The organism is Acinetobacter oleivorans DR1 (genome assembly GCF_000196795.1).
Taxonomy (GTDB): Bacteria; Pseudomonadota; Gammaproteobacteria; order Pseudomonadales; family Moraxellaceae; genus Acinetobacter; species Acinetobacter oleivorans.
The window spans coordinates 3,447,393-3,471,345 of the sequence record NC_014259.1 but is presented as its reverse complement, the minus strand read 5'-3'; the positions used below and the strand labels follow the sequence as shown (position 1 = coordinate 3,471,345).

Genomic DNA, 23,953 nt, shown 5'->3' with positions numbered 1-23,953 from the left:
CAATTTCCCATCATGCTTTTGCGATAGTTAAGCTAGATGATACCCACAAGCGCATAGAAAAAGGGTAAACTTACTTTTTCTTTTTCGCCTTGTGGGTAAATTGATGCGACGTTTATCGACTCAAGATCAAAACTTCAAACAGGTTTTTGCTGAGCTATTGGCATTTGAAACCGTGAATGATCTTAATTTAGTGCAAACAGTAGATCAAATTATTGCTGATGTTCGTCAGCATGGTGATGATCATGTTTTAAAGCTTACTCAACAGTTCGATCGACATCCTGCGCATCAATTTTCAGATTTAGAATTATCTCAAGAACAACTTAAAACTGCTTTTGATAATTTAAGCCCAGAAATTCGTGATGCTCTAGAGTTAGCAGCAAAGCGTATTCGTACTTTTCATGAAGCTCAGAAACAAGATAGCTGGACTTATATAGATGACTTGGGAAATACATTAGGGCAAAAAGTTACGCCTTTAGACCGTGTTGGTATTTATGTGCCAGGTGGTTTAGCCTCTTATCCATCTTCGGTTCTAATGAATGCTGTACCTGCTCATGTTGCGGGTGTACCTGAAATTATTATGGTTGTTCCAGCACCGAATGGTGAGTTAAATCCATTGGTTCTTGCCGCAGCTTATCTTGCGGGAGTTAGCCGAGTATTTACCATTGGTGGGGCGCAAGCTGTAGCAGCTTTGGCTTATGGTACTCAGACAATTCCACCTGTAGATAAAATTACAGGTCCAGGGAATCGTTTTGTAGCCGCTGCTAAACGTGCTGTATTTGGTCAAGTCGGCATTGATATGATTGCTGGGCCTTCTGAAATTTTGGTATATGCAGAAGGTGAGAATAATGCTGATTGGTTGGCTATGGATGTTTTATCACAAGCTGAACATGACACAGTGGCTCAAGCTATTTTTATAACTCCAGATGAAGCTTTGCTCAATGCAGTAGAGTTGGCAATTGAAAAGCATTTAAATGAATTGCCAAAGGCAGATATTGCACGAACTTCGATTGAAAACCGTGGTGCTTTGGTATTAGTCAAAGACCGTACAGAAGCAATTGAGTTGATTAATCAGGTTGCACCAGAGCATTTAGAGCTGTGCTTAGATGATGCCGAAGCGATGAGTGAAGAGATTCGTCATGCTGGAGCAATTTTCATGGGACGTTATACACCTGAAGCAATCGGTGACTATTGTGCGGGTCCAAACCATGTATTGCCGACATCTGGAACTGCTCGTTTTTCTTCTCCGTTAGGCGTTTATGATTTCCAAAAACGTTCGAGCTTGATTATGTGTTCGAAAGATGGAGTTAAAATGTTAGCCAAAACAGCCGACATATTAGCTGTCCAAGAGAACTTAGATGCCCATGCACGCTCAGCTCGCTATCGTTACCAATAAGCTTATAAACCTTGTAGTTTTTTAATTATTACTCAGGGCTGATTTTCAGCCCTTTTTTGAGATAAGACCATGACTTTATCTACAGCACAAATGCGCTTTTGGAGTCCAGAAGTTCGTGAATTAGAGCCTTATGTTCCTGGTGAACAGCCTAAAATTCAGAATTTATTGAAACTTAATACGAATGAAAATCCATATCCGCCATCACCAAAAGTAGTTGAAGCAGTTCAAGCTGTTTTAACTCAGCAAGCTGATGCATTGCGTTTATATCCAGACCCAGATGCTACAGCTTTAAAGCAAGCAATTGCTAAGCAACAGAATATTGAGATTTCTCAAGTTTTTGTGGGTAACGGCTCAGACGAAGTACTTGCTCATATTTTTAAAGCATTTTTCCTTCAAGATGAACCGATTCTTTATCCGGATATTACTTATAGTTTTTATCCAGTTTATAGTCAGTTCTTTGGAACAAAAACTAAAGAAATTCCACTTAATGAGAATTTCGAGATAGAAGCTAAGGACTATATACAACCAAATGGTGGGATTGTTATTACAAACCCTAATGCACCAACCAGTATTGCAATGGGTTTGCCAGATATCGAGCAAATCTTAAAAGCAAATCCAGATCGGGTAGTGGTGATCGATGAGGCTTATGTTGATTTTGGGGCAGAATCCGCAGTTGGTCTTGTAAATCGCTATGAGAATTTGGTTGTTTGTCAAACAACTTCGAAGTCTCGTTCATTAGCTGGTTTGCGCGTTGGTTTTGCAATCGCTCAGCCACATTTAATTGCAGCGCTTGAAGCTGTCAAAAATAGTTTTAACTCATATCCTATTGACCGTTTTGCAATTGCAGCCGCGGTAGCTTCTTTTGAAGATCAGGCTTATTTTGAAGAACAACTTCAGAGAGTTATTTCTAGTCGTGAAAAGCTAGTAGATGACTTAACTGCTTTGGGCTTTAAAGTTTTACCTTCTAAAGCGAACTTTATTTTTGCTTCACACTCAGTCCATGATGCAGGCAAACTTGCACAGCAATTACGTGAACAAGGTATTATTGTGCGTTATTTCAATAAGCCTCGTATTAATCAATTTTTGCGTATTACAGTGGGTACTGATGAGCAGAATATGCGTTTAGTGCAAACGTTAAAACAAGATATTCTTTAAGTTTTAGTCTGCTGTGCTGTTCATCAAGTTCAGCATGGCAGAAATTTTATCGAGGCTTTCTTGATATTCTGCTTCTGCATTTGAGGCAATGGTAATGCCACCACCGGCCCACAAAGAGAGCTGATTTTGATATTGTTGAAAACTACGGATAAGAATATTCCAGCGACCCGTTCCATCAAAATTGAAGTAACCTAATGTCCCGCAATAAGCACCTCTTGCTTCTTCTTCTAATTCTTCAATAATTTGCATTGCCCTAATTTTTGGGGCTCCTGTAATCGATCCCCCCGGTAAAGCAGAGAGCAACATTTGCATTGGATTAATATCATCTTTAAGCGTGGCAACAATCTCGCTGACCATATGATGAACTTGATTAAAACTTTCAATCTCGAATAATTGTGTTGTTTTTACGGACCCTGTATTGGCATAAATGCTCAAATCATTACGTAATAAATCAACAATCATGACATTCTCGGCCTGATCTTTTTGCGAGTTTTTTAAAGTTTGTTTTGAAATAAAATCTTTTTCGATATCTTCATATCGAGGCATGGTTCCCTTAATAGGTCGAGTCTTAATTTGTTTATTTTGATTGAATTCAATAAAGAGTTCAGGAGAACAACTTAATAACTCAAATTGATCTAATCTTAAATAACCTGCATATGGGGCATTAGTAAGGTTCCATAAATCTTCAGCTTTATTTAATAAGGAACCTTTGAAATCAGCTTTAAATTCTTGGGTTAAATTAATTTGATAACAATCTCCAGCTTTAATGTATTCTTGTATTTTGTTAAAAGCTTCAAAATATTGTTCTTTAGACCATCTTGGTTGAATAGCAGTTTTTAATTCAAATATATTTTTAGATTTATTTGAATTAGGAATCTCTAACTTCTTTTCAATATATTTAAATAGGTCTAATGCATTTTCTTCATCACTAAAAAAATACCAAACATTATCTATATATTTTAAAAAAGAACGATATTGACCTAAGAACAAAGATGGCTGCATATGAGTCTGAGTATTAATAAATTGATGTGCAGCAAAATCATAACTAATAAAACCGATATAGCCGCCATTAAAACTTGTTATTGATTTAGTATTTTTAATTTCTTTTAGTTGAACAAATTCTAATAATTGATTCGATTTTAATATTTCTTTATATTCATTAAATTTTTGACGTTGAAATGCTATATTCTCTTCATTCTGAATAAGAATGTATTGTTGCGGGAGAAAACCAATAATAGGATTATTATTGTCATTTAAATAAATGAGCCCAGTTAATCCTTGTAAATTTTTTAAAATCTCGGCAGTACTTTTACCATGTAATGAGATTTTTTTCTTTAACTGAGACATTTTAAATAACAGAATAGTTAATGAGGGAAATATTAGTTTACTACAACTTGCGGATCATCAGGGAGAAGACTTAGAAGAGAGGTACTTTTCGTTGATAAAATAGTCGAATTTTAGAGTGGGATTGGCGTTGGGATTAGTCGTTAAAAGCGAAATAAATTGAGCGTACCGTTTGTCGGGTAGTTGGCAAAAAATGCACAACACTAGTTGAACAAAAAGTAACGTAGATGTAATTTAGTAATTGCTAAGCAAAACTACTCAAGGATTGGAAGTTTCGGTTGCTATATAAAGAAAAATGCAACTTGAGACAATGAGAGTGGTTAAAGTCAAAAAATAAATGCTCTTGGGAGAGTGCTCAATGAAAATGTTCACTAAACTTGCTTTAGTTTCTTCTTTAGCTATCAGTGCAAATGCAATGGCAATGCAGTCAATGGACGATGCTGCACTAAGCGCTGCTACAGGTCAAGATGGTATTAACATCGGTATCGCTTTAGGTTCTGGCGGTATTTCTATCGATAAATTATATATTCATGATAACGATGGTTTAAACCCTACTACAGGAATTACAGGTGCTGCAGCAACTGCAGGTGCGATTGCAGTAAGTGGAGTAACTGTTAAACAAGTTGATACAACCACAAACCTGTTAGATCTTAAAATTGATAGCGTTGGTGCTTCAGGTGCAAATGGCGCATTTTTAAACGTTGCTGCAAATGTAGGTGCGGTTGATGTACATGTCGGTTCTGTTGGTGTAGGTACTTCTGGTACATTAAATACAACTACTGCTGTACGTGGTATTACTGAAACTGCTCCAACTGAAATTATTTCTGGTTTAGATTTATCATTAGGCGCAATTTCAGCGAATGTACAATTAGGTTCTACTCCGCAAGGCGCAATGATTAAAGTGAATTCAGCTTTAAAAGGTGGTTTAACTTTATCTAACTTCGGTATTAATGACGCTGCAGGTGGCGGTAAAATTGTCCTAGACAAAGTAATGGTTCGTGGTGCTGGTAATACAACTGGTGACTTAGATGTAGATGCTAATATTTCAGTTGTACCAACTGGCTTGAAAATTCAAAATAATAGTACTCAAGGTATGAATGTTTATGTACAAGGCGTACATTTAGGTTCTAGTACTGCTTCTTCAATCGGTGATGTTGAAATCCAAGGTTTAAAAGTGGGTACTTCTACAATTACAATTTCTGGTCACTAATTTAAAATTAAAAAAAGCGCGTTTTTATACGCGCTTTTTTTATTGAATAAAAAAATGAAATGATTTTATATAGTTGTTTAATATAAATTATTATATGAATAATTTATATATTAGAAAAACCAATGTTCAAAAATGAGATTTAATTAACAGTTTAATTAGAGTAGAACTATACATTCATCAAAAAGATTAAAAAAAAGCTGTTTTTTACAAAAAAAAAGGTATCTTCAAAACACAGGGATGTAGAGCTATTGCTCTAAGAATAAAATGAATAAGGCCAGTTAGGCCACCATTTAGACCAAGTGCTTATGTTAGAGATTGTTTTAGGCTCAGCATTGATGTATTACTTTGCGACAGAAGCCTTCGAAATAGAAAAAAAGCCACCGGGAACTGTTTATTACACAGAGACTGCCGATTCACGTAATTTATCTTTTCGCCGTAATCATATTGAACCAGTTCAGATTAAACCAGCTGTAGAAGATCAGTTTCGAGGTATTGTTCGACAAGCATACGATTATAGTTGCGGTTCAGCTGCTCTTACTACGCTTTTAAATGGTTATGTGGGAACTAGTTTGACTGAACAGCAGACAATGAGCGGCTTACTACAGTATGGTGAATACCAACGTATTATTGAGCGTCGAAGTTTCTCATTACTTGATATGAAGCGCTTTGTAACTGCTATTGGTTTAGATAGCGGAGGTTATCGTGGAGAATTTTCGGATTTAGTCAATCTTGGACAGCCTGCGATTGTTCCAATTTCCTATGCTGGTTTTAAGCATTTTGTCGTATATAAAGCTTATAAAGATGGACGAGTATATGTTGCTGATCCTGCATTAGGGAATATCAGCTTTGATGAAAATCGTTTTAAAGAAGTTTGGGATAACAATACATTATTTGTTGTTTCTGTTCCTGAATCTCAGCGTAAAGATTTATTGGCCTTAAAAGACTCAGATATGCGTCATGTAGAAGATGCAACTGTTAACCGTTATGCCTTTGTGGATGTGCAATATCCAACATTCAATTATGACCGTTTAGCAAATAAAGCATCAACCATGCGTCGGGTACTTGATAAAGACCCAAATTCTGCAACCTATAATCAGCCAATTGAAACGTATATGCGTCTTTACTATAAGCGTAAATAATCAAATATGAATTGAGTAAAATAAATACATTAGGTGGGAAGAAACATGAATAATCTATGGATGAAGATGAGTGTATTGGCATTAAGTATGAGTGCTATTACGGGCACACTTTATGCAAATGATCAAGTCGCACAAACTGAAGCTGAAGCACAAAACACCGCAGTTATTTCTGATTCGAGTACAGGATCTGTAGTAACACCAGCAATAGATTCAGTTCAAGATACAAGTACAGCTCCAGCCGCAGATATTGTAACTACTGAACCTGCGTCTGTTGCATCTTCAAATACGGGAGCTAATCAAGCCGCTACTGCTTTACAGAAAAAAGAAGGCGATGCGACCCAAGAGACAAATTTACAAGAAGTATTTACATCAAATGAACGTCAATATTCATTGATTAAAAGAGGCATATTTTCAGCTTATTACGATCTTGACTATACTTATTATCGCGATACTCGAATTGATTTAGCTTTAGCTGATGATTCATCTCAACTCAACCGTTTACGTGTTGAAGAAGATGCGAACCATACTTTAACGAATAGTTTTACTGTTCAATATGGTGTATTGGACAACTTAACTTTATCAGCAACAGTTCCTTTCGTTGCAAAATCTGAAATTATTCGTGATACAACTACTGCTGGTTTAGGTGATATTTCTTTAGGAGCTCGCTGGGAGCCTTTCCCGTTAAAGCAAGGTCGTTTGCCATTAGTGTTATTTGGTAATCTTTCCACAAAAACTGGAGACAGTCCTTACGAAATCGGTTTGGATGAGCTTTCAACAGGTAAAGGTTATTACTCTGCTGGAATTGGAGCAAGTACCCGTAAATATATTGATCCTGTGGTTTTATTTGCTTCAGCCTCTGCTAATTATGGTTTTAAAGAAACAGGGTTAAATCAGGCACGTGGTGGTGGAGCTAATGGTCCTCGTTATCTAGAGAGTTTTGACCCTGGTATTAGCGGTGGTTTCTCTTTTGGTTTTGCTTACTCATTTAACTATGACGTGTCATTAACCATGTCATATCAACAAAGCTTTAACATGGATGCTGAGTTCCAGTTTAAGAATGGTGAATCATATAAGTCGCCAGACCAAAGTAGTGCAATGTTGTCTTTTGCTTTAGGTGTACGTGTTTCACCTGAAACAATTGTTAATGGTACAGTGGGTATTGGTTTAACCGAAGATGCACCAGATGTTTCGCTTGGTCTATCTTTCCCGCTAGATTTTATAGGTTTTGGCAAAAAAACCAAATAAGGAGATATGCAGGTGAAATATCCTAAATTATGTCCTTTAACGGCGGCAATTGTTATCTCCGGTTTTTCTAGCTTTGCCAATGCTCAATTAGGACAAAACCTAGCTGTTGATATTCGTTCACTATCGATGGGGAATGCTGTAACTGCAGATCCTCCCGGCATTAGTGCAGTTCACTTTAACCCTGCAGCTTTAGCAAAAATTGATGGCTTACAAACAGATGTGCAAGGAATTTTAGCGAACTTTGATATTCAACGTGAGTTCTCAGCCCCTCCTGGTTATAACGTTTTTGGCTACTCAGATGACCCTCTTGTTTGTAATGATGGTCCAGAAGTTACAGCTAATATTTGTACTGATTTTAAAGGCCCTGTACGTGGTGATGTTGAGTACGCCAGTTTATATATACCGATTCTCAAAAAAATGGTTGATCTGGGTGCTGGTTACCCACTCGTTGCACCTACAGCAGGGATCGCCTATAAACCTCCAGGTTCAAAGCTGACCTATGCTACTGCAATTTATGCACCTTTAATTGCAGGTTTTGGCGCTGAAAATGGTAATGCGGGAAACTTTATGGGCCAGCAAGTGGCTGTTGAGCGAATTACTTATTTGTCTCCATCTTTTGGTTATCAAGTAAATGACCATTTGTCGATCGGTGCCTCTGTGGGGATGTCTTATAACGCTCTTGCCATGAAAACCGATTTGCGATTTCCCAACGATATGATTGGAGTGTTGCGGATGGTTGATGACGTGGTATGTGGACCTTTCAAAGACAATAACGATATGATTACTAATCTATTGTTATTTGGCTTATGTAATACTCAAGAAGGAATGAACCCTTTTAAGAAAATGGGATCACTTCAAGTTTCTATGGAGCAGTCTTTAAGCCCAAGCTATAACTTAGGATTAATGTGGGAACCGACGGACGATTTTGGCTTTGGTATGGTTTATCAAAGTGCAGCTAAGATGCGTATGAAAGGGAAATACCTGATTAATAATGCTAAGGCTCCTCAAGAATTAATTAAAGGCTTAAACTCCTCAGCTACAGGTCAGGTTTTGGGTCAAATTCTCGGTTTACCGGTAAATGTACCGAGTTCTGAGTCTGGATTAGCGGCGATGGATCTGGAATATCCAGCCCATTTCCAAGCAGGGATTAAATATAAGATATTCCCTGATTTGCAAGTTAACTTTGATGTGGGCTGGACTGACTATTCTGCATGGGATAAGTTCAAATTTGAATTTGATAGACAGATTACTTTACTCAAAGTTGCCAAACTTTTATCAAATGATGTGACAGATGCTTCATTAGGTTTACCTTTAAAGTTTACCTCACCATGGAGTTGGGGTATTGGTTTAGAGTATTCCGCAACAGATCGTTTGAAGTTACGTGCTGGTTATGAGCCTCGCGCTAGTGCTATTCCGAATGATAAACGTAATACCATGATTCCAATTAATAATGCGCAATTATTCGGTTTGGGTGTTGGATATCGATTTGATGCTGACACAGATTTGGATCTTTCAGTTGGTTTCTTACGTAGCCGCGATAATATTCCAGCAGGGACTAGTACCTTATCTAATAAAACAGGAGTTGATAATATCCTGTTAAACCCTTATGCCGGTTTGGATGTTAAAACCAATACCAAAGTTACAGTACTCGGGTTAAATTATAGAACAAAATGGTAAAATTAAATTGCGAATGGATGTTTCGACCTGAATTTGCTATTGTGATTTTTTTTATTGCAATAGCAAGTAACTCTGCTATTTACGCGGATGGTTTTTATACGATTATTGGTCCTGATGGTCGACCAATGATTGTTCCGAGTAAAAGGGTGGAACGAACTGTTATACCGCCTAAGGTATTAACAAATCCAGAGATAAAGGCGACTCCTCTAGAACATCAAGTGTTGCCGGAAATATCTTTAAAATCAAAAGAATTGCCTAAAGTAAATACAAAGTCGTCTAATACTGCACCAACTGCACCAACTGCACCAACTGCACCAACTGCACCAACTGCACCAACTGCACCAACTGCACCAACTGCACCAACTGTCTCGATAAAGAAACAATCTACAGTTTCAAAACAGATAAAAATAAGCAAAGAAGAATCAAAAGTTATTGATCAAAAGTCTAAGTTAGCAACTACTAAAGAAAAAACAGTGATAAAGGATTCTGCTTCCCAACGAAAGATTGAAGAAAAAGCAGAACTGAATTCAGCTCCACCTTTGTCTAAGGATATCGTTACTTCATCAGCACAAGTAGCTCCAAAAAAGGATGAGACGAAGTACACTACTATTGATGGTGTTGAATACGTCAATAATGAATATTTAGAGAACCAAGAGTTTAATCTAGAAGGAAAAAAACGTTTTTATATTATGCCTGACGGTTTAGGTCGTACGGAATCTATTGAGCGTAAAAAAGGTGTTGGTCAGTCTATCCTTGATAACGTATTGCATCGATCTCAAGAAGATCAAGTCTCTTCTGTGGTATTAGCTCCTACTTATGTGAGACTTTCGCACAAAGAGTTAGCAAGCACTTTTGAAAATGATTTATGTTTTATTAATGGCTATAACAAATCAATTAAAAAGCTAAGCCAGAATAAAGAAGTTGGGTTATGGCCGAGAAAACCTCTTAAAGAAAAGTTTGAATACGAAGTCGTAAAAGTAGACTCCTCTATTAAGAATATACAAGTAGCTTCCTATGCTACAACCAATGACAAGCCTGTATATTATTGGCCCCTCGCTGTTTTCTTGGATGAAAAGGGTTGTGTTATAGAAGGTGCTAGTGGGTTTAAAAGTAAGTCGTATCCTGCGACGATTTTACAACATGCATCGATTTTAGGCATTTTACAGGTACCAGAACGTACACACTATATTATGTTAACGCCTTTATCTTCGGCTGTGGATATGCCGGATCAAGAGCTATCTAATCATGGACAAATTAAAATTTCGGTATTACGTTAAAAATAAATAGGAATGATGATGAGTAAAAATTTTTTATTACCTTTTGCATTGTCCACATTGGCAATTGTATTAAATGGTTGCGGTGGTGGTGGCTCAACAATTAATGAAGATCCTACACAAGGTGGAGGTGAGATTCCGACCACTAATTTGGATTGTAAAGCAACAGATGAGTCATGTCTGAATTTTGAATTAAATTATCCAATAGCCGGATTGAATTTCGACTGTAGTTTATCTCCGAATCAGCGTTATATTACTAAATTGGTTGGTAACTCGGTTGGCGGTGCTTGTAGTATCAGTGGTAGTAAATCAGATGAAACAATTACGCTTTATCTGCAAGGTAGCAATACTCATAAGATTGCGTTAGGTACTATAAAACTTGATACATTAGGAAAATACGGGACAACACATTTAACAGTTTTGGATATGGCTACAGCATTAACTGGTCAGCCTCCTGCTTCAATGAGTAATGCTGATCCAACTATTAAAGTGGCTATGGCTTTAGTTAAGTTATTCCAAAGTATTGGCGTTGAACGTGGCGATAATGTGGTAGGTGATTTACAACCAACCCAATTTACTCAAGATAAGAAAAATCTGTTGGCTAATCTGACACAAGATATAACTGCGACAGAATGGAAGAATGGGCAATATGCAACTCTTCTAAAACCTTGGTTAGATGTAAGCAAAGTGTCTGATGCACAAGCTTATGCACTCGTAGTTCAAGTCACAAACTTGGCAAATGCTGCATTATTTCAAGCAAATGAAGCGACTTATGCGGGTATTGTAGATTCTACTAGTTCACCGTTACCATTAGGTTTTTATGGCTGTAATCAGGCATTAGCAGATTGCTTTAATAAATCTACCACTAATTTACGTCATATGATGGCTAACATGTTCATGTTGACTGACCGTGAAGGTTATGCAATGGGTTACGGCCTGCAATGGCGTGGTGATGCTACTTTATATAAAGATGATAAAGGAAACGTGACTGGTGTTGCTCCCCCAGTTTTATTGTGGACCAAAGCAAAACCAATGCAAATGCTAATTGCTCCCCAACAAAATGGTTGGCTTAACCCAATTTCAAAAGATATTCAATCGACTCAACCATTACGTTTAAGCGTTGATAGCAATGCAAATAATGATTTGCAAATCTATCAAGGTAAGTTTATGAACGATTATGCTGTTGCTGGAAGTGAAGGTTTTTATAAACAGCTAACACGCTCGACAACAGGAAATATTCAGCATTATGGTTTATGGCGTCAAACAGTAGGCACTGAAAACTATAAGGGTTCACTTGATATTATTAAAGCCAATCCTATTAGTTATCTTGGAAAAGAAATTTTTAAAACAGCAGCTAACGTGAGTTCTGGTCAACGCTATGTCTTCCCATTATATGCGACTTTGACATTTCGATTTGATACTACTGGGATAGCTCCTATCGATTTAGGCATTGTCGTTGATGAAAAAGGAAATATTCGTACGGATATTAAACCAAATGCAACTGCAACCGATATGTCTGGTCAATGTGCAACAGTAACAGAAAACAGCTTAATTGATAGTAATGGTGTGCAACAATATCGACTTGGTACTACTGGTGGAACAGAGTCATCTGATAATGACAGTTCTATTACTGTTCGTATGATTTTATCGAATCCTCAGCTAGGTAACCTTAATGGGATTTTGATGGGACTTAACTCTGTAGTGAGAGCGGATACTAATCCAGATGATAATGTAAATGATGCAATTTCGGTAAATGGAGCGAAGATTAATCTCTATAACTTATTAGCAGGTCAAAACAGCAGTAATAGTATTAATTTAAGTGATTATGAAAACAAGACTGCGCGTTGGATTAATCTTTATGCTTTCTATCAAGCTGTTTATAATAATATTAAGGATATTAGCCCAGCACCAACAGATGTTGAGAAAGCCTTGGCTCAACGCCTATCTGGCACGGTGTCTATTAAACTAGCTAATCAGTCTATACCAGCTTGTAATGCGCTTAAAACTAAACCTTAAAAATAAGAGACAAAAAAAGACCGCTTAGCGGTCTTTTTTATTTATTTAATTGATTAACCCGTATTGTCTAAACGAGTACCCAAAGTTTCAAGATGAGTTGGGAACACTTGTTTTTTACGATCTTCAAAATAGTGTCTTAATGTATGTTCTACACTAGGGAAAGCAAGTTCACCCCATGGAATTTCGTGTTCTTCAAACAAGCGACTCTCGATACTTTCTTCACCTGCACCAAAAATCCCATCTTTCAGCTGTGCTTTGAAAAGTACATAAATTTGACCAATACGCGGAATATTGTACATACAGTACAGTTGCTCTATTTCTATCGCGGCTTCTGCTTCTTCACGTGTTTCGCGTGCTGCACCTTGCTCCATGGTTTCGAACAATTCCATATAGCCAGCAGGCAAAGTCCATAAACCATAACGAGGTTCAATCGCACGACGGCAGAGGAGTACTTTATCTTCCCATAACGCTAAGGCACCGCAGATTACTTTGGGGTTTTCATAGTGAATATTTCCACAATGAGTACAAACACGGCGTACTTTATGATCACCTAAAGGAATTTTTTGTTCGGTTTTATGCCCACACGCTACACAGAAACTCATAATTATCATCGAGTATAGAGATGACTCAGCATAACTGAATTTTTAGACTTACGCATCAACTCTATTCCCTAAGTTTGATTTTCAGATATGATGCAAAGAGAGATAGAATAATAGGTGAATGGTATGGAAGAGCACTTGCTAACACAAAAGTTACAGCAAAGATTGCGCTTTTCCACCCGCATACAAGAAGCACAAGCAGCAGTACTGATTGCAATTACTAATGAAAATGATCCAAAGGTACTGCTTACACGCCGTTCAATACATATGAACAACCATGCGGGGGAAGTTTCTTTTCCGGGTGGAAAGCGTGATCCTAGTGATACCAGCAATATTGTTGTAGCGTTAAGAGAAGCTCAGGAAGAGACAGCTTTAAACCCTTTTGATGTGCAGCTGTTAGGTGATTTGCCGATGCAGCGTGCAAGAAGTGGTTTGTCTGTAAAACCGATCGTTGGACTTATTCCTCCAGAGGTGACTTTAATCCCTCAACCTACCGAAATTGACCGAATTTTCTTTGTCCCGTTACAACAACTGATCGAGACGCGCCCGACACCCTATGAAGTTCGATATGCCCATCAGTCTTTATATTTTCCAAGCTTACAGATTGATAATGAAATTATTTGGGGGTTAACTGCTCGTATGTTAGTTGCTCTGTTTAAATATGGATTGGGTTATCAAAAAGATTGGCCATTTTTACTCAACTCGCCAACCTTTGGAATGCCAAAGTTTTCTCATAAGAATAAATGATCAGGATTGATAAATTATGATGTATAGCTATCAAGGACAGCACCCAAAAGCCTTACATGAACCATGGGATGGTTGGGTTGCTCCAACAGCAACACTCATTGGACAAGTAGAGTTAGGGCGTCAAGTCAGCATTTGGTTTGGAGCTGTAGTACGTGCCGATAACTGTGTAGTTCGAATTGGTGATTTCTCTAATATTCAAGAAAATTCTGTACTACATACCGATGCTGGACTTGAATTAAATATTGGTGAGTATGTCACAGTCGGGCATAAAGTCATGCTGCATGGTTGTACGATTGGTGATAATAGTTTGATTGGTATGAACGCCGTAATTTTAAATCGGGCTGTGATTGGTAAAAACTGTATTATTGGTGCGAATGCCTTAATTCCTGAAGGGAAGGTGATTCCAGATAATTCAGTGGTGATGGGGTCACCTGGCAAAATTGTCAAAACTTTAGATGAAGATGGCGCTGCAAAAATACGTTTGAGTGCATTACATTATGCTGAGCATTTTAAGAACTATGCAGATTTAAAGGAATTCCACTTTTAAAATTTTTAATAAGTTATTTTATATGCCAAGCACAAGCTTGGCATTTTTATTTAGAAAGAGAACAACTCGCCTATCAGAGCCGAGTGGGGTATCATAACCCTCGTTTTTAATCTGATTTAATACTAAGGTTGTGCATGAAATTGCTGGCGTTGGAAACTGCAAATGAGCAGTGTTCTATTTCATTAGTCGATGAAACCCAAGAACTGTTTTTTCAACTCGATACGCGGGCGAAAGCACAAACCCAGACCATTTTGCCCATGATTGAGCAGGGGCTACAGCAAACAGGTCTTGAGGTTGCTGGTCTAGATGCGATTGCCTTTAGCCGTGGGCCGGGTTCTTTTAGTGGTGTTCGCATTAATGCAGCTGTGACTCAGGCGTTGGCATGGTCACAAGATTTACCTGTTATTCCTGTTTCGAGTTTGCAAGCTTTAGCTCAAGCGGCATACCGACTTGAAGGTTTGAAACAAGTCACAGCGGTTCTCGATGCGCGTATGAACGAAGTTTACATTGCAAGTTATGTTCTAGATGAGCATAGAATTATGCAGTGTATTGATGAAGAAAAATTAATGGGCTACGAGCTAGCAGCTGCTTACGCAAAATATTGCTTAATTGGTTCGGGCGCAAAGTTACTTCAAGCTGATGCAGATCATCAAACAATCACGGCAACTGCGCAAGACATTGCTTCTATTGCACGTGTTTATGCGGCGCAAAAGCAGTGGGTTGATGCTGAACATGCTTTACCAGTTTATTTACGTGATGATGCATGGAAAAAAATAGCAGATCAGGGTAAAGCAAAATAAAGGCGAATCATGCACATATATTTTGAAGTAGATTTTCAACAACAAGCACAGCACTACCAAGCTGTGCTTTGTTCTAGAGGTGTGACTGTAGATTTGCAGTTAGTTGAAAAACTGAATGCACGTTTTCTGCGTTTAAATCCTGAGTTGGCACTTTGTGTGGATGAAAATGGGCTATGGTTATCTGCAAATGGCATGAAAATGCAGCCCGACTGGAAAGCCGAAATTTCCCGTTTAAAACGTGCAAGTCTTAAATCAGAAATGATTGCTCGGGCTTGTCAGTTAGGTGAAAAACCAATACTGGTTGATGCTACAGCAGGCTTAGGCCACGATAGTTTACTCATGGCTTATTTAGGCGCACAAATACAATTGGTTGAGCGCCATCCAATTTTATTTACCTTACTTGAAGATGCAAAAGCACAAGCTGAACAAGACAGCTTTTTAAGCCAGTTTATGGATCGGATTCAACTGATCTTTGCTGACTCTGCAAGTTATTTACAACAGTTACAGCAAACAGCTCAACTAGTTGATGTGGTTTATCTAGATCCGATGTTTCCACAGCGTGACCAGAATCATCAAGCCATCAAAAAACAAGCTCAAGTTAAAAAACAGATGCAGCTTTTACACCTACTTTTACCCGAAGATGGTGAGATGGATTTGGGGGATAATTTGCTGGTTTTGGCACAGAAAGTTGCTAAACGTGTAATCGTTAAACGACCGCGCCATGCTATTTTCTTGGCGAATCAAGAGCCAGCTCATCAATGGCAAGGAGATGCTTGTCGTTTTGATGCGTATTTTCAGTAGGCTTATGTAAGGTTAGGTTTTATTGCTTGAATAATGCACAAATATATGTGATATAGTTCAAAAGCATGATTGCTAAAATTCTTAGCAGGCATACACTTAAGATGCCTGACAAAAACGAAATTTTTGAAAACCTTTTATGATTGATCTTAAACCCTCCATTAACTTTTGGCATGATTTTAAAAGCAACCAAATTGCCGGAATGTGGCTGTTTTTGGGATCAAGACGTTCTCTACAAATTGTACATCCATCTATTCTTCAGCTTATTGTTTGGGGAATTTTAGGGGGATGTACTAACTCTCTGTATAGTTGGCTTGTCGCTGGTCAAATCGGTGATTTCAATTCTCAAGGTTTAATTGGTTATGCACTTTGGCCATTTATTGCCTTAATTGTCGGTATTTTCTTATCTCAGCGCACCAACCAACCTCGTTTAATGCTAGTACCTGCTTTACTGTGGTTGGTTCTAGATACAAATATCTTATTAATTCAATGTTTAATTCAGTATTTGGGTTCTAATGGTTATCTCAACTTTATTCCCGATGCTATTTATAACGGAATTTTACCGAGCTTATTTGTAGCTTTGTTTGTGTGGCAAAGTTTAGCGGTGATTTGGGTTTTCTCACGCGAACTTAAGTGGCCTTGGTGGGAACGTGCACTCGTCATGGTTGCGACTATTGCGACAATGGTAGTGTGGCAACTTTCTGTAAAAGATCAACCGATTTGGAAGGTAGAAGATTCGGCTCCAACATTTGCTGAAGATGCTTTTTACGCACAAAGTAAATTGCTGAGTGATTCTTTAGAGCAAGTCCAATATGGCGAGCAGGCAAAAAGTCATTGGTATTTTTTAGGTGTTGCTGGCGATAGTTACCAAGATGTTTTTAAATCGGAAGTGGTCCGTATTAAAGAACAGTTTGATACACGTTTTGGAACGATTGGTCGTTCGATGATGTTGGTCAATAATCCAGACACCCGTACAGAAATTCCGATTGCCTCTAAAACCAGTATCGAGTTAGCTCTACGCCGTATGGGACAGCAAATGAACCGTGATAGCGATGTCCTATTTCTATATATGACTTCACACGGTGAACAGAATCACTTCGAAATTGAAAATGCACCATTAGATTTAGGGCAAGTAGACCCGAAATGGTTGCGTGAAACACTTGATAAATCTGGTATTCGCTGGCGCGTGATTGTTATCTCAGCCTGTTATTCAGGAAGCTTTATTCCTGCTTTACAGTCTCCTGATACTTTAATTATTACCGCATCTGCCGCTGATAAAACTTCTTTTGGATGTAATAACGAAGCTGACTATACCTATTTTGGACGAGCTTTCTTTGATTTGGCTATGCGAGAGCAATCGTCGATGAAAGACTCATTTAACACAGCTAAGCAAACAGTAACCAAATGGGAAGTGGCTCAAGGTGTTGAACCTTCAGAGCCTCAGTGGATGATTGGTAAAAATATGGAACTTATGCTACCTCAATTGGAAAAGTATCTATTTCCTCAGCAAAATACAGGTAGTGTAGATATTGCTCAAACAAAAACAGAGGCTAAAAACGATGCAACTCCTGCAAAAAAACCGCTGCTTTGAGGGCGAGCAGCGTATATACCAATTTGAATCTTCTTATTTAAAAGGACCAGCGAAGTTTGGTGTTTATTTACCACCAGTAGCTCTAGAAGGTAAAGCTTGCTCAACTTTGTTTTACTTAGCTGGGTTAACGTGTACTGAAGAAACCTTTGCCATTAAAGCACATGCACAGCATATGGCCGCACAGCTGAGCCTAATATTGATTACCCCAGACACTTCTCCTCGTGGAGAACAAGTCGCAGTAGGGGATCATTGGGATATTGGACAAGGCGCGGGCTTTTATATTAATGCTACACAAGCACCATGGTCTGAGCATTATCAAATGGAAAGCTATTTAATTGATGAGTTATATCCACTCATTTTAAAAAGCTTTCCTGTAAACGCTCAACAAGTTGGTATCTTTGGGCACTCAATGGGTGGACACGGGGCATTAACTTTAGCTTTTAAATATCCAGAGAAATTTAAGTCGGTATCTGCTTTTGCTCCAATCTGTGCACCAACAGAGTGTGCATGGGGAGACAAAGCCTTTAGTCATTATTTAGGTGCAGATCGCGATAGCTGGTTGGCTCATGATGCCACAGCTTTAGTATCAAAAAATGGTGCAGTATTTGACGAAATTCTGGTTGATCAGGGATTAGATGACCAATTTTATGAACAACTTCACCCTGAAAAGTTTAAGCAAGCATGTTTAAAAGCAGGACAGCCTTTAACTTTAAGACAACATCCTGGCTATGATCATGGTTATTACTTTATTCAAACCTTTATGGATGAGCATTTACAGTTCCATGCAATTCAATTAGAAAAGGTCGCTGGCTAATTAGTGTTGCCACTCAACCTGAAATTCTTGTTGAGCCATACGGTTTAGATGATCAAGGACAACTTTTTCTAAGTGGTTGTGGTCATCTAACTGGCTATCAATTACAACGTTTAACTGCTCTGTTTCTGGTGCAAGTGTAATCGTTGCTGTAGGCATTAAGATTTTAAAATCTTGTTCAGTTTCTTGTACTTCAAACTTGTGCTTCCAATGATTAACTAGACGTTTTGCAATGCGTTTTCCATCGTTTGTTAATAGATGAGTTGTGCTTTTCATTATCAATCCTCACATTGGTTTAATGTACCTTAACAAATTCGTTTCGCCGTTAGCATTCTATTGTTGCAACGTTACGTTGCAAGTTTGAAATGTTGTCATTTAAGCAAGGAAGAGCAGGCCAATTAGGTTCTTTTTTGTTATAATTTTCAGCCTCTCCTTAAATTTTTAGCCAGGTCATCCACCTATGTCCAAGCCTTACTTGATTGCTCCTTCTATTTTATCTGCCGATTTTGCTCGTTTAGGTGAAGATGTAGACAAAGTGTTAGCCGCAGGTGCCGATGTAGTACATTTTGATGTGATGGATAATCACTATGTTCCAAATTTAACTTTTGGTGCTGGTGTATGTAAGGCTTTAAAAAATTATGGGATTACAGCTCCTGTTGACGTGCATCTAATGGTATCTCCAGTTGATCGAATTATTGGAGACTTTTTGGAAGCTGGTGCAGATATTATCACTTTCCATCCAGAAGCATCGCACCACATTGATCGTTCATTACAGTTGATTAAGTCAGGTGGTGCAAAAGCAGGTTTAGTCTTTAACCCTGCAACGCCGTTGCACTATTTAGATTACGTGCTTGATAAAGTTGATCAAATTTTAATAATGAGCGTAAACCCAGGTTTTGGTGGACAAAAGTTCATTCCAATGACTTTAGAAAAATTGCGTGAAGCTCGTAAAATTATTGATGCAAGTGGCCGCGATATTCGTTTAGAAGTTGATGGTGGTGTTGGCCCTGCAAATATTCGTGAAATTGCAGAAGCAGGTGCAGATATGTTTGTTGCTGGTTCAGCTATTTTTGGTCAACCAGATTATAAAGTTGTGATTGATCAAATGCGTGCAGAGCTTGCGAAAGTGGGCAGTGTAGAAGCTTAAAAAAGTATATTGAACTGAGAATAAGCTTGTGGATAACTTTGTTTATAACTATATGGATAACTGTGTTGATAACCGTATGGATAAGATGTTGGTAAAATAAACAAAATTAGATCAACCGTTTATTCTCTAAGCGAAATGTATGAAAAAAGAACGTTTTGGCGTTCTTTTTTTATGCGTGTTGAATATTTTATTATCTGATTTTTTATTAAGCTTTGCTAAAAAATAACCTGTGCAAAAAACGATACGGCTCTGTGTGAAATTTTTTTAGAGATAGATAAGTATAAAACTGTAAAAGTGTCATGAAAAATAAAGCTAAATTTGCTTTAATAAGATTTTAGTAAGAGATTTAGATAATTAATGACGATAAAAATTTTAGCGGTAGATATGGATGGGACTTTTCTTAATTCTAAGAAGCAGTACAACAAAGCACGTTTTTTAAAACAGTACGAACAACTTAAACAAAATAATATTCATTTCGTGGTTGCCAGTGGTAACCAACTCGCAAAGCTGATTACCTATTTTCCAGAAATTAGTCATGAAATTGCTTTTATTGCAGAAAATGGCGCGCATGTTGTAGATGCAGGGCAAGAAATAGCTTTTGCTCATTTAAGTCAGCAACAATATATTGAGATTCTGAAAGCGATTGACCCTACATACACCTCAACCATGGTGATCTGCGGAAAACAGAGTGCTTATGTGCATAACAGCATGAACGCAGAGGACTATGCCAAAGTCGCTCGATACTTTGAAAAGCTAACAGTTATTGATGATTTTTATGCACTAGATGACTTGGTATGTAAAATTACTTTTACTGCTCAGGAAAACGAAAGCTTTGCGATTTTTGAACATTTTCAGAATAAAAGTTTTGTTGCAGATAAAGTATTAGTTCCTGTTTCAAGTGGTTTTGGTTTTATCGATTTGATTCTTCCAGACCAGCATAAAGCACATGGTTTGAAGCTATTGCTACAAAAATGGCAGGTTGAATCTGATCAAGTGGTTGCGATTGGTGATAACAATAATGATATCCAGATGATCAAAGCTGTCGGTTATGGATTTGCGGTTGAAAATGCAGTTGAAGCTTTGAAAGCAGTAGCCCCTTATACAACTGTAAGTAATGAACAAGAGGGTGCACTAGATGTGATTGATTTAGTCCTTCAGCATCAACCACCATTTGCTTAATTACTTTAAAACAAACAGTTAAGATTGAAAATTGTATCTGTTTGAAAACTTGGTTATGCTAATGGAATTAAGATTACTCATCGGTTCTAGGTGATAAACCACAATGGCTCTACGACACTTACGCAAGTATGCTTGGTTTGTGTTCCTAATGACTTTGGTCATTGGGTGGAGTGGTGTGTCTGTTGCTCAGACGCCTATGCAGCATGATCTTCATACGATGCCGTGTCATAGTGAAAAAACTTCGCATAAGAATATGCATGTTCAAACAGATGATCAGACAGTATGTCATCAAAATATGACACAGGCTGTTCACTCGCATGGTGAGCATTGTCAGGACTGTAACCCAGTTCATTGTCAAATTGTGAATTTGGCATTACAGCAAGCTGTACCAGATATTGACTCGCAATTCATTCCAATTTCGTCTCAATTTAGCAGTATTTATCAGGCTCAGCATTTAGCCGGATACTGGCAAGAAATTTTACGTCCTCCAAAAGCTTAATCCTTTCTTACTTATTTTTTTAGTTCAAAGGATTACAGCAATGTCTCATAAAACAATTAGCAGCCTCGTCGCTGTATTTGGTCTATTGGTTTCACCATGGACCCTCGCGGCAATTAAGGAATATCACCTTAATATTAATGAACAACAGGTCAATGTTACGGGTCAGCCGCTCAAACGAATTACCGTAAATGGAAAATTTACAGCCCCACTTCTTGAGTTTGAAGAAGGAGATGAGGCTGTTATTCATGTTCATAACCAATTAAAGAATCAAGACACGTCTTTGCACTGGCATGGGTTATTACTGCCAGGGTTAATGGATGGTGTACCGGGTTTCAATGGTTTTAAAGGAATCGCGCCAAACGGAGATTTTGTTTACCGCTTTAAGGTGAAACAAAACGGCACTTATTGGTATCACGCCCATAGCAAAGGCCAAGAGCAAGATGGTTTATATGGGCCACTTGTGATTTACCCGAAAGGGAAAATACCCGTAGCTGCACATGAAAAAACGGATCGTGATTATGTGGTGATGCTTTCAGATTTTCATCATTCTTCTAGCGATAGCATTATGAAGAATTTGAAGAAATCTGCTGAGTATTATCAAAACCGCCGTGAAACCGTATCTGATGTTTTGAAGCAAGTTAAAACACAAGGCTTAAAAGCAACTTGGCAAGATCGTTCGATGTGGAATCAGATGCGGATGTTAAAAACCGATATGTCTGATGTGACGGGTTATACCTTCTTGGTTAATGGCAAGACACCTCAGCAAAACTGGACAGGTAATTTTAAAGCTGGCGATAAGGTTCGATTACGATTTATTAACGCATCGGCAATGTCATTTTTTGATGTCAGAATTCCAAATTTGAAAATGACAGTTGTAAGTGCAGATGGGCAGCCAGTTAAACCAGTTGCAATTGACGAGTTTCGTATTGGTACAGCTGAAACCTACGATGTTATTGTAGAGCCTAAACAAGCAAATTATCAGATTGAAGCAGAGTCTATTGACCGCAGTGGTTTTGCCATCGGGACTTTGCACAATGAAAATACGCAAGCTGTAGAGCCAGTTCAAATGCCGCAACCACGTCCACGTTCTTTGCTAACTATGGACGATATGGGCATGAGTCATGGCAATGGAGCGAGTGATGAACATGCTGGCCATCAAATGAACATGCAACACGACATGTCTGCTATGTCTGAAATCAAAAAAGAAGAGAGCCAGACTAATCATGATCATACGATGATGAACATGGATCATGACATGAAAAATATGTCATCTGAAGAACATGGTCATTCTATGATGCAAATGAAGCATGACATGTCAGCGATGCCTGAAATGAAAAAAGAAGAGAGCCAGACTAATCATGATCATACGATGATGAACATGGATCATGACATGAAAAGTATGTCATCTGAAAAACATGATCATTCTATGATGAATATGAAACATGAGATGCCTGCGCAATCTGAGAATAAAACTAAAAAGGATAAGCCCGTTTATGGCTGGGCAAATGCTTCGACACCAGCGGGTATGAAAGCACTGCAATATAGTGATTTGCAATCTTTAACACCTCAGCCAGACACGCGTGCGCCAGAACGAGAGCTTGTTATTCGTTTAGGTGGCAACATGGAGCGTTATATCTGGACCATTAATGGCAAGAAATTTAGCGAAGCTGAGCCATTGCAAGTTAAGTATGGCGAACGTATTCGCTTGAAGTTCGTGAATGACAGCATGATGGCTCATCCAATGCATTTACATGGCATGTTCATGCAATTGGAAAATGGTCAGCAAGCTGAAAACTTGCCAAATAAACATACCGTTATTGTTCCACCAGGAAAGACAGTTACTGCGTTATTAACAGCCGATGCTTTAGGAGAATGGGCGATTCATTGCCATCTGCTTTATCACATGAGTGCAGGGATGATGAATAAGTTGATTGTAGCTCAAGTGAATGATGGGGCAAAACCAGCATCTCAAGCACCTGTTCAATCTGAAAATGAGAAAGGAGCTAGTCATGCGCATCACTAAGTTATTTTCTCAAATGATATGTTGCGGTGCTTTCTCGGGTATATCTATATTTGCTTTTGCTCAAGAACCTTTAACTCATGATCATTTACGTGAACATGGTGGACAGATCTATCAAGCAACAAAAATTGATTCTGGTTGGACTCAAAATGAAGAAGGAGAAGGACGTTTTTCTTCTGAATTGGAAAGCTGGGTGGGAACTGATGAAAACAAACTATTCATCAAAACCCATGTTGAAAAAGCCGAGTCAGAAGATGCTAATTACGGCGGTTCAGTACTTTACAGTCGAAATGTAGCTGACTATTGGGATGTACAGGCTGGGGTAAACTACGAGCGTTTACAACGGGAAGATGAAAAGCAAGATCGCTGGGCAGGTGTAGTCGGTTTGCATGGCATGGCACCTTACTTTTTTGAAACCGATGCATATCTTTATGCAGGTGAAGACCAGCTATGGAAGCTAAGTTTAGAAACGGAAAGAGACTTACTCTTTACCCAAAAGTTAATTGGTAAACCTTATTTAAAAGCAGATGTTGTTTTGCAAGATGAATCTCACTATGCAAGTAAATCAGGGTTATCTAGTTTACAAGCTGGTTTTCAAACCCGTTATGAAATCAACAAAAAGGTCATGCCATTTGTTGATGTGGGTTACGGCTATGAAAAAGGTTTAAAACAAACCGCTTGGCAAACTGGAACTGACTCTGAACATGGTTGGTATTATGGAGCAGGGTTAACACTTAAGTTCTAATTGCCGAACAAAAATTA

At 38.2% G+C, this 23,953-nt stretch carries 22 protein-coding genes; 19 read left to right on the top strand and 3 right to left on the bottom strand.

The genetic code is table 11. From position 1 onward, the window contains the following. The first annotated feature begins 103 nt into the window (after positions 1–103). Both hisD and hisC read left to right on the top strand, forming a co-directional pair. Positions 104–1,393, top strand: a complete 1,290-nt coding sequence (gene hisD / locus AOLE_RS16315) for a histidinol dehydrogenase (RefSeq protein ID WP_013198908.1) — start codon at positions 104–106, stop codon at positions 1,391–1,393. 69 nt (positions 1,394–1,462) lie between these two features. Next, entirely contained in the window at positions 1,463–2,548 is a 1,086-nt protein-coding gene (gene hisC, locus AOLE_RS16310; RefSeq protein ID WP_013198907.1) for a histidinol-phosphate transaminase, read from the top strand. A 3-nt stretch (positions 2,549–2,551) separates the two neighbouring features. Here hisC and AOLE_RS16305 read toward each other — a convergent pair whose 3' ends face one another. Beyond that, positions 2,552–3,895, bottom strand: a complete 1,344-nt coding sequence (locus tag AOLE_RS16305) for an anthranilate synthase component I family protein (protein ID WP_013198906.1) — start codon at positions 3,893–3,895, stop codon at positions 2,552–2,554. Positions 3,896–4,250: 355 nt separating this feature from the next. On the opposite strand from AOLE_RS16305, the gene filA reads away from it, so the two are divergent. From filA to filF, 6 genes are all read left to right on the top strand, one after another. Continuing rightward, positions 4,251–5,102 carry a putative pilus system protein FilA gene (gene filA, locus AOLE_RS16300; RefSeq protein WP_013198905.1) on the top strand — a complete coding sequence of 284 codons (852 nt, stop codon included), beginning with the start codon at positions 4,251–4,253 and terminating at the stop codon, positions 5,100–5,102. A gap of 305 nt (positions 5,103–5,407) precedes the next feature. After that, entirely contained in the window at positions 5,408–6,241 is an 834-nt protein-coding gene (gene filB, locus AOLE_RS16295) for a putative pilus system C39 family peptidase FilB (protein WP_013198904.1), read from the top strand. A gap of 45 nt (positions 6,242–6,286) precedes the next feature. After that, entirely contained in the window at positions 6,287–7,486 is a 1,200-nt protein-coding gene (gene filC / locus AOLE_RS16290) for a putative pilus system protein FilC (RefSeq protein WP_023274318.1), read from the top strand. A 12-nt stretch (positions 7,487–7,498) separates the two neighbouring features. Continuing rightward, entirely contained in the window at positions 7,499–9,163 is a 1,665-nt protein-coding gene (filD, locus tag AOLE_RS16285; RefSeq protein WP_023274317.1) for a putative pilus system OmpP1/FadL family transporter FilD, read from the top strand. A gap of 17 nt (positions 9,164–9,180) precedes the next feature. Next, positions 9,181–10,440, top strand: coding sequence for a putative pilus assembly protein FilE (filE, locus tag AOLE_RS16280; protein ID WP_023274316.1), 1,260 nt, complete (start codon positions 9,181–9,183; stop codon positions 10,438–10,440). Positions 10,441–10,452: 12 nt separating this feature from the next. Then, the gene (filF, locus tag AOLE_RS16275; RefSeq protein ID WP_081399199.1) at positions 10,453–12,453 is read left to right on the top strand and encodes a putative pilus system protein FilF; all 2,001 of its coding nucleotides are present in this window, start codon (positions 10,453–10,455) and stop codon (positions 12,451–12,453) included. 53 nt (positions 12,454–12,506) lie between these two features. Here filF and AOLE_RS16270 read toward each other — a convergent pair whose 3' ends face one another. Then, entirely contained in the window at positions 12,507–13,055 is a 549-nt protein-coding gene (locus AOLE_RS16270; protein WP_013198899.1) for an NUDIX hydrolase, read from the bottom strand. A gap of 114 nt (positions 13,056–13,169) precedes the next feature. Between AOLE_RS16270 and AOLE_RS16265 the strand changes: the two genes are divergently transcribed. From AOLE_RS16265 to fghA, 6 genes are all read left to right on the top strand, one after another. Next, positions 13,170–13,799 carry a CoA pyrophosphatase gene (locus AOLE_RS16265; protein WP_085942204.1) on the top strand — a complete coding sequence of 210 codons (630 nt, stop codon included), beginning with the start codon at positions 13,170–13,172 and terminating at the stop codon, positions 13,797–13,799. 19 nt (positions 13,800–13,818) lie between these two features. Next, entirely contained in the window at positions 13,819–14,346 is a 528-nt protein-coding gene (locus AOLE_RS16260) for a gamma carbonic anhydrase family protein (protein WP_080632626.1), read from the top strand. A 134-nt stretch (positions 14,347–14,480) separates the two neighbouring features. Continuing rightward, the gene (gene tsaB, locus AOLE_RS16255) at positions 14,481–15,146 is read left to right on the top strand and encodes a tRNA (adenosine(37)-N6)-threonylcarbamoyltransferase complex dimerization subunit type 1 TsaB (protein WP_013198898.1); all 666 of its coding nucleotides are present in this window, start codon (positions 14,481–14,483) and stop codon (positions 15,144–15,146) included. Between the two features lie 9 nt (positions 15,147–15,155). Next, positions 15,156–15,947, top strand: coding sequence for a class I SAM-dependent methyltransferase (locus AOLE_RS16250; protein ID WP_013198897.1), 792 nt, complete (start codon positions 15,156–15,158; stop codon positions 15,945–15,947). A gap of 136 nt (positions 15,948–16,083) precedes the next feature. After that, the gene (locus AOLE_RS16245; RefSeq protein WP_005302864.1) at positions 16,084–17,535 is read left to right on the top strand and encodes a C13 family peptidase; all 1,452 of its coding nucleotides are present in this window, start codon (positions 16,084–16,086) and stop codon (positions 17,533–17,535) included. Beyond that, positions 17,504–18,349 carry an S-formylglutathione hydrolase gene (fghA, locus tag AOLE_RS16240; protein WP_013198896.1) on the top strand — a complete coding sequence of 282 codons (846 nt, stop codon included), beginning with the start codon at positions 17,504–17,506 and terminating at the stop codon, positions 18,347–18,349. Before AOLE_RS16245 ends, fghA begins: the two co-directional genes overlap by 32 nt. Here the strand turns inward: fghA and AOLE_RS16235 are convergent, their stop codons facing one another. Next, complete coding sequence (locus tag AOLE_RS16235; protein ID WP_013198895.1) at positions 18,350–18,622, bottom strand: DUF2218 domain-containing protein; 273 nt, start codon at positions 18,620–18,622, stop codon at positions 18,350–18,352. It abuts the gene before it with no gap. Positions 18,623–18,806: 184 nt separating this feature from the next. On the opposite strand from AOLE_RS16235, the gene rpe reads away from it, so the two are divergent. The 5 genes from rpe to AOLE_RS16210 all read left to right on the top strand — a co-directional run bounded on the left by rpe (position 18,807) and on the right by AOLE_RS16210 (position 23,936). Then, positions 18,807–19,493 carry a ribulose-phosphate 3-epimerase gene (gene rpe / locus AOLE_RS16230; protein WP_013198894.1) on the top strand — a complete coding sequence of 229 codons (687 nt, stop codon included), beginning with the start codon at positions 18,807–18,809 and terminating at the stop codon, positions 19,491–19,493. A 357-nt stretch (positions 19,494–19,850) separates the two neighbouring features. Beyond that, positions 19,851–20,672, top strand: coding sequence for a Cof-type HAD-IIB family hydrolase (locus AOLE_RS16225; protein WP_013198893.1), 822 nt, complete (start codon positions 19,851–19,853; stop codon positions 20,670–20,672). 103 nt (positions 20,673–20,775) lie between these two features. After that, positions 20,776–21,171: a hypothetical protein gene (locus AOLE_RS16220; RefSeq protein ID WP_013198892.1), complete on the top strand. Its 396-nt coding sequence runs from the start codon at positions 20,776–20,778 to the stop codon at positions 21,169–21,171. Positions 21,172–21,211: 40 nt separating this feature from the next. Continuing rightward, positions 21,212–23,194, top strand: a complete 1,983-nt coding sequence (locus tag AOLE_RS16215) for a multicopper oxidase domain-containing protein (RefSeq protein ID WP_013198891.1) — start codon at positions 21,212–21,214, stop codon at positions 23,192–23,194. Continuing rightward, positions 23,181–23,936, top strand: a complete 756-nt coding sequence (locus AOLE_RS16210; protein ID WP_013198890.1) for a copper resistance protein B — start codon at positions 23,181–23,183, stop codon at positions 23,934–23,936. Before AOLE_RS16215 ends, AOLE_RS16210 begins: the two co-directional genes overlap by 14 nt. The last annotated feature ends 17 nt before the right edge of the window (positions 23,937–23,953 follow it).

Bases quoted from the DNA above. Each gene is read 5' to 3' on its own strand.
- hisD (WP_013198908.1), top strand. From the start codon at position 104: ATGCGACGTTTATCGACTCAAGATCAAAACTTCAAACAGGTTTTTGCT.
- hisC (WP_013198907.1), top strand. From the start codon at position 1,463: ATGACTTTATCTACAGCACAAATGCGCTTTTGGAGTCCAGAAGTTCGT.
- AOLE_RS16305 (WP_013198906.1), bottom strand. From the start codon at position 3,895: ATGTCTCAGTTAAAGAAAAAAATCTCATTACATGGTAAAAGTACTGCC.
- filA (WP_013198905.1), top strand. From the start codon at position 4,251: ATGAAAATGTTCACTAAACTTGCTTTAGTTTCTTCTTTAGCTATCAGT.
- filB (WP_013198904.1), top strand. From the start codon at position 5,408: ATGTTAGAGATTGTTTTAGGCTCAGCATTGATGTATTACTTTGCGACA.
- filC (WP_023274318.1), top strand. From the start codon at position 6,287: ATGAATAATCTATGGATGAAGATGAGTGTATTGGCATTAAGTATGAGT.
- filE (WP_023274316.1), top strand. From the start codon at position 9,181: ATGTTTCGACCTGAATTTGCTATTGTGATTTTTTTTATTGCAATAGCA.
- filF (WP_081399199.1), top strand. From the start codon at position 10,453: ATGATGATGAGTAAAAATTTTTTATTACCTTTTGCATTGTCCACATTG.
- AOLE_RS16270 (WP_013198899.1), bottom strand. From the start codon at position 13,055: ATGAGTTTCTGTGTAGCGTGTGGGCATAAAACCGAACAAAAAATTCCT.
- AOLE_RS16260 (WP_080632626.1), top strand. From the start codon at position 13,819: ATGTATAGCTATCAAGGACAGCACCCAAAAGCCTTACATGAACCATGG.
- tsaB (WP_013198898.1), top strand. From the start codon at position 14,481: ATGAAATTGCTGGCGTTGGAAACTGCAAATGAGCAGTGTTCTATTTCA.
- AOLE_RS16250 (WP_013198897.1), top strand. From the start codon at position 15,156: ATGCACATATATTTTGAAGTAGATTTTCAACAACAAGCACAGCACTAC.
- AOLE_RS16245 (WP_005302864.1), top strand. From the start codon at position 16,084: ATGATTGATCTTAAACCCTCCATTAACTTTTGGCATGATTTTAAAAGC.
- fghA (WP_013198896.1), top strand. From the start codon at position 17,504: ATGCAACTCCTGCAAAAAAACCGCTGCTTTGAGGGCGAGCAGCGTATA.
- AOLE_RS16235 (WP_013198895.1), bottom strand. From the start codon at position 18,622: ATGAAAAGCACAACTCATCTATTAACAAACGATGGAAAACGCATTGCA.
- rpe (WP_013198894.1), top strand. From the start codon at position 18,807: ATGTCCAAGCCTTACTTGATTGCTCCTTCTATTTTATCTGCCGATTTT.
- AOLE_RS16225 (WP_013198893.1), top strand. From the start codon at position 19,851: ATGACGATAAAAATTTTAGCGGTAGATATGGATGGGACTTTTCTTAAT.
- AOLE_RS16220 (WP_013198892.1), top strand. From the start codon at position 20,776: ATGGCTCTACGACACTTACGCAAGTATGCTTGGTTTGTGTTCCTAATG.
- AOLE_RS16215 (WP_013198891.1), top strand. From the start codon at position 21,212: ATGTCTCATAAAACAATTAGCAGCCTCGTCGCTGTATTTGGTCTATTG.
- AOLE_RS16210 (WP_013198890.1), top strand. From the start codon at position 23,181: ATGCGCATCACTAAGTTATTTTCTCAAATGATATGTTGCGGTGCTTTC.